The sequence below is a fragment of the Devosia sp. genome, from assembly GCF_017307565.1.
Taxonomy (GTDB): Bacteria; Pseudomonadota; Alphaproteobacteria; order Rhizobiales; family Devosiaceae; genus Devosia.
Window position 1 is genome coordinate 1 of sequence record NZ_JAFKHD010000104.1, and the last position, 3752, is coordinate 3752.

The window sequence follows — 3752 nt, forward strand, 5'->3', positions numbered from 1 at the left end:
GGCGCGCGTGCAGGGCACGGGGCGGTTCTATGCGGCCGGGTTCCAGAATGGCGAAGCGGTCATTGTGAAGCATGACTTTGGGCAGACGGTGCTCGCGAGCGTACCGTTCAAGCCCGAGGCCGGGCGCGTCTATCGCGTGGAGCTGAGCGTTGAAGGCGACAAGCTCGCGCTTGAGATCGATGGCAAGGCGCTGGCTTCGGCGACGGACGCGACTTTTGCCTATGGAATGTCCGGGCTGCGGCTTGGATCTGCTGGGCGCATGGCGGTCGATCGCTTTGCCGTGACGGAAAAGTAGGAGGCAGAAAAATGCCGGAAATCGAACTCCGCAATGTCAGCAAGAATTTTGGTGGCGTGGCCGTCATCAAGGACCTGTCGCTTTCCATGGAAAGAGGCGAGTTCGTGGTGCTGGTCGGGCCTTCGGGCTGCGGCAAGTCCACGCTTTTGCGCATGATTGCCGGGCTGGAGCCGATTTCCGGCGGCGAGATCACCATTGGCGGGAAGGTCGTCAACAACATGCCCGCCAAGGAACGGGACCTCGCCATGGTCTTTCAGTCATATGCGCTCTATCCGCATATGAAGGTGGCGGACAATATGAGCTTTGCGCTGCGGCTTGCCGGTATTTCCAAGGCGGAGCGCGATAAGCGCGTCGCTGAAGCGGCGGCGATCCTGGGGCTCGAAAACCTGCTCGATCGCCTACCGAAGGAACTGTCGGGCGGGCAGCGACAGCGCGTCGCCATGGGTCGCGCCATCGTGCGCAATCCACGGGCGTTTCTCTTCGATGAGCCGCTGAGCAATCTCGATGCGAAACTGCGTGTGCGCATGCGCGGCGAGATCAAGGCGCTGCATCAGCGGCTGGGCAAGACCACGATCTATGTGACGCATGACCAGACCGAAGCCATGACCATGGCCGATACGATCGTGGTGCTGAATGGCGGCAAGATCGAGCAGGCCGGCGCGCCGCTCGATCTCTACAATGATCCCAATAATCTCTTCGTGGCGGGCTTTATCGGCTCGCCGGAAATGAACCTGCTTGAGGTTACCACGCTCGGACCGGACGTTTCGAGCGTGGCCCTGGCGGGCGGGGAAAACCTCCCAATTCCCCGTCCGCTGCCGCTGCCTGCTGGTACGCCTGTGGTCTATGGCATCCGGCCGCAGCATATCGGGCTCAATGCTGGTGGCGTTGAAGCCGAGGCGTTGGTGGTGGAGCCAACGGGCGAGGCGCAGGAAGTGCGCGCGCGGATTGGGGCGACGGAGATCAGCGTCGTCATTCGCGATGCGGAACTGCTGTCGCCGGGCCAGAAGATTGGGCTCGGGATTGATCCCGCAAAAGTGCTGCTGTTTGACAAGGCGAGCGGGGAAAGGCTCGACCGGTGAGTTTTTCGCAGCTTCGGTTTGATGGCACGGCGACGGGACCGCTTGAGGGTATTCGCGTCGTCGATCTGTCGCGGCTGATGGCGGGCAATATGCTGAGCTTGCAGCTCGGCGATTTCGGCGCCGATGTGATCAAGGTGGAGCCGCCCGAGGGCGATCCCCTGCGCGACTGGAAGGAGGAGGGGCACTCCTTTTTCTGGAAGGCCTATGGACGCAACAAGCGGTCGATCTGCCTTAACCTCCGCGAAGCGGCGCAGATGGATGTGCTGCTGAAATTGATCGATACGGCCGACGTGTTCATCGAGAACTTTCGGCCGGGGACGCTCGAAAAGATGGGGCTGGCGCCGGAAACATTGCTGGAGCGCAATCCGCGGCTGGTGGTGGTGAGGATTTCGGGGTTCGGGCAGACCGGGCCTTATGCGCATCTGCCGGGCTTCGGAACCATCGTCGAGGCGATGAGCGGCTTTGCGGACCGGACGGGGTTTGCTGATCGCGAGCCGGTGCTGCCTCCCCTAGCGCTGGCCGACATGATCGCAGGCGTCTATGGCGCCTCGGCGACGATGACGGCGCTCTATGCCCGGGATGTGCGGGGCGGACGGGGGCAGGTGATTGACTTGTCGTTGCTTGAGTCGATGTTTTCGGTGCTGGGGCCGGAGGCGGGGATTTTCGCCAAAACCGGAAAGATCAAGCAGCGAGTGGGGAGTGCGTCCAACACGGCTTCGCCGCGCAACGTCTATCGCTGTGCCGATGGGGGCTATGTCGCGCTGTCGGGATCGACGCAGACGGTGGCGCGGCGGATTTTTGAGATCATCGGGCGACCGGACATGAACGATGATCCGCGCTTTGCCACCAATTCGGATCGGTGAAGCATCGCGATCTGGTGGATGGAGCGATTTCGGAGTGGTTTGCGACGCGAACGCGCGACGCGGCGCTCAAGGAAATGCGGGCGGCCGGGGCGACGGTGGGACCGGTCTATAATATCGGCGATGCCATGGGCGACGCGCATTTTGCCGAGCGCGAGATTGTCGTGGCGCTCGAGGATGAAGAGTTCGGCGATATGCCGATGCACAATGTGGTGCCGCGGCTTTCTGGGACACCGGGTGGATTTAGACGGCCGGCGCCGGGGCTCAACGAGCATGGCGCGGAATTGCTCAAGGAGCTTGGGTTCGACGGGGAATTCCGGAGGGTCGCGTGATGCGTTCGCTGCTCTATGTGCCAGCTGATCAGGAGCGGTTTATCGCCAAGGCGCATCTGCGGGGGGCGGATGCGGTCATTCTCGATCTTGAGGATGCGGTGCCGGAAGATCGCAAGGCGTTTGCACGGGGCAATCTTGTCGAGGCGGCAAAAAGCCTGAGGCAGGGTTCGGGCGCCGTGGCGGTGCGGATCAATTCTGGGTCGGAAGAGGACGTCGAGGCCGCCCTTCGCACGGGGGTGGACCTGTTGGTCTTTCCCAAGGCCAATTCCTTGGCTGTCCTGGATGAGCTTGATGCGATGATGCAGCAGCACGGTGGGGCCGAAATCCCGGTGCTGGCGACCATTGAAAGCCCGGCGGGGGTGCTCGACGCGGCGGCGATTTGCCGGCATCCGAGGCTGGCTGCGGTCAATTTGGGTAGCGAGGATTTCGCGCTTGAGCTGGGCGGGGTGCCGGACCCGGATGTGCTGCGCATGCCCAAATTGCTGGTGCATTATGCGGCGAAAGCGGCGGGGAAGCGGTCGTTGGGACTGCTGCGCTCGATTGCCGATTATGCGGATACCGGGGCCATTGCTGAGGCGGCGCGGGAGGCGCGGCGGCATGGATTTGATGGGGCGACCTGCGTGCATCCTTCGGCGGTGCAGCTGCTGAATGAGGCGTTTGCGCCGACTGTCGCGGAGATCGAGTGGGCGCGGGCGGTGGTGGCGACCGACGGCACGGTGAGCCTGAATGGCAAGATGATCGACAAGCCGTTGCGTGATCGCGCGGCGGCGATTTTGCGGCAGGTTGGGTAAGGTCAGGCCCACACGCTTACCGGGTCCTTTCCGCGAAAGCGGGTGTGGCCCCTGCTCACTCAGTCCCTGGCCGGATCAAGAGAGGCCTTGACCAGGCGCTTCAATGCTTCGAGGTCGGTTGCGAGGGCCTCGGTGGCTTCGGGCTGTTGGGGCGCGATGTGGGCGAGGACGAATTCGCCAGTTTTTATGACGTCGCGCCAGCGGGGGCGCTCGGGCAGGGTTTCGATGAGCAGGTATTTGTCGAGCGTGCGCGATTGCAGTGAGGAGCGGTCGAGGCTGACGCGCCAGATGCCGCTTTCCTCGGCGAGGTCATATTTGGATTTGCCGGTGTCCTTGCGCCAGAGGTGTAGGCTTTCGGTCATCACCGCAACGATGGTTTCGCGATAGAGCGTGCG

At 62.9% G+C, this 3752-nt stretch carries 3 protein-coding genes and 2 pseudogenes; 4 read left to right on the forward strand and 1 reads right to left on the reverse strand.

Annotated features, from left to right (window positions below; genetic code table 11):
- The 4 genes and pseudogenes from J0I64_RS03160 to J0I64_RS03175 form a co-directional block, all read left to right on the forward strand.
- Positions 1 to 295: pseudogene (locus J0I64_RS03160) on the forward strand (ADP-ribosylglycohydrolase family protein); the annotation flags it as partial.
- A gap of 11 nt (positions 296 to 306) precedes the next feature.
- Positions 307 to 1374, forward strand: coding sequence for a sn-glycerol-3-phosphate ABC transporter ATP-binding protein UgpC (ugpC, locus tag J0I64_RS03165; RefSeq protein ID WP_291406171.1), 1068 nt, complete (start codon positions 307 to 309; stop codon positions 1372 to 1374).
- Between the two features lie 89 nt (positions 1375 to 1463).
- Positions 1464 to 2566, forward strand: a pseudogene (locus tag J0I64_RS03170) (CoA transferase).
- A complete protein-coding gene (locus J0I64_RS03175) occupies positions 2566 to 3357 on the forward strand; it encodes a CoA ester lyase (RefSeq protein WP_291406172.1) in 792 nt (263 codons plus the stop codon). Before J0I64_RS03170 ends, J0I64_RS03175 begins: the two are co-directional and overlap by 1 nt.
- 59 nt (positions 3358 to 3416) lie before the next feature.
- On the opposite strand, the gene J0I64_RS03180 is transcribed toward J0I64_RS03175, so the two are convergent.
- On the reverse strand, positions 3417 to 3752 hold a 336-nt coding region (locus J0I64_RS03180; protein WP_291406173.1), incomplete at its 5' end, for a hypothetical protein.

Excerpts from the sequence above, each read along its gene's own strand:
- ugpC (WP_291406171.1), top strand. The coding sequence starts at position 307 with ATGCCGGAAATCGAACTCCGCAATGTCAGCAAGAATTTTGGTGGCGTG.
- J0I64_RS03175 (WP_291406172.1), top strand. The coding sequence starts at position 2,566 with ATGCGTTCGCTGCTCTATGTGCCAGCTGATCAGGAGCGGTTTATCGCC.